Raw genomic sequence first — 1,269 nt, forward strand, 5'->3', positions numbered from 1 at the left:
GAAGCAGCATCAATTGGCATTTTGTTGTATTTCCAGTCTAATGAATCAATTGTCCAATCCCATACTTTTAAACCGTTCTCAACAACTTTGTTGCGAAGGGCTTCATTTAATCCTGGCATTGAGCCGTAAGATGGGCGAGTTAATACTGGTGATTTACCTAGAACTCCAGCGATTAAGCCTTGGTCTTCCTTCATTTCATCAACGTAGTGACCTTCTGTATAAAGTTTCTTGTAGTTATGAGTCATACTGTGCATCCCAACATAGTGGCCTTCAGCATCTTCACGTTTTACAAGATCAGGGAAAGCTTTCACGTTTGAACCAATTAAGAAGAATGTTGCTTTTGCATTTTCGCTCTTTAACATATCTAAAAGCTCAGCTGTGTATTTTCCAGGACCATCGTCAAATGTTAAGTAAGCGACTTTTCTAACTTGCCCATTATAGTGCTTTGGAGCTTCTTTCGGAGCAAGGGATGTTTGAATTTCACTTACAAGTTGAACAGACTTAGCGTCATCCTCTGTACTTGCTAGAGCGATATGTGTTGATCCGTAAGCAGCTTCGTATGTAAATAATACCCCGGCGCAAATCAACAGAGCCCTTTTCATTAAAGTTGTCATCCGAATTCCATTGTGCATAATTTTCCTACTCTCTATAAAAGTTCTACTCTACTATATTAGCAATTTTAGAGGGGGAAATGCAAAAAAACTTTTTTACAAGCGCAAAAAAGTTTGTCCAAAAGTATGCAAGATTTTATAATAATTGCGTTTTGAATAAATGGGATAAAAAAATGGATAATCTTAATCTTTAATAGGAAACACTACAAAGGATATTAATTTTAGGAGGTGCTTTAATTGAAGTATAAAAAAATACTTTCTATATGTATGACAAGCATATTTACAGTAGGACTGCTATTTGGGTGTAATACAGCTCAAAAGGATGAACAGGAACCAGATCCAACGGAGGAACCTTCTGAGCAAAGAAAACAGGATGAGAATAAACAGCAAGATCCTTCTAAAGAAAAAAATAATGAGTTAAATAAAAAGGATGAACAGGAGCCAGATCCAACTGAAGAACCTTCCGAAGAAAGAAAAGAGAAAAAAGAAAATGAGTAATTGCGGATTAGTAAAATTTACAGCATAAAAATAGAAATAAGTAACTTTAAATTATAAAAGCCCTTTTCTCTTCATTTAAGGAAAGTGGCTTTTATACGTTTTAAACATTCCTTTAGAAAGGTCATTCTTATTAATAGATTATCGGTCCAACGATATAGAT

The 1,269-nt window shown here is 34.9% G+C and carries 2 protein-coding genes; one reads left to right on the top strand and one right to left on the bottom strand.

Annotated features, from left to right (window positions below; genetic code table 11):
* The coding region (locus AC1DTM_RS27060) for a polysaccharide deacetylase family protein (RefSeq protein WP_477001336.1) at window positions 1-632 on the bottom strand (632 nt) is incomplete at its 3' end.
* Between the two features lie 216 nt (window positions 633-848).
* On the opposite strand from AC1DTM_RS27060, the gene AC1DTM_RS27065 reads away from it, so the two are divergent.
* A complete protein-coding gene (locus tag AC1DTM_RS27065) occupies window positions 849-1,109 on the top strand; it encodes a hypothetical protein (RefSeq protein ID WP_002161418.1) in 261 nt (86 codons plus the stop codon).
* Window positions 1,110-1,269 lie beyond the last annotated feature (160 nt).

The organism is Bacillus sp. P4_D3 (assembly GCF_056401855.1).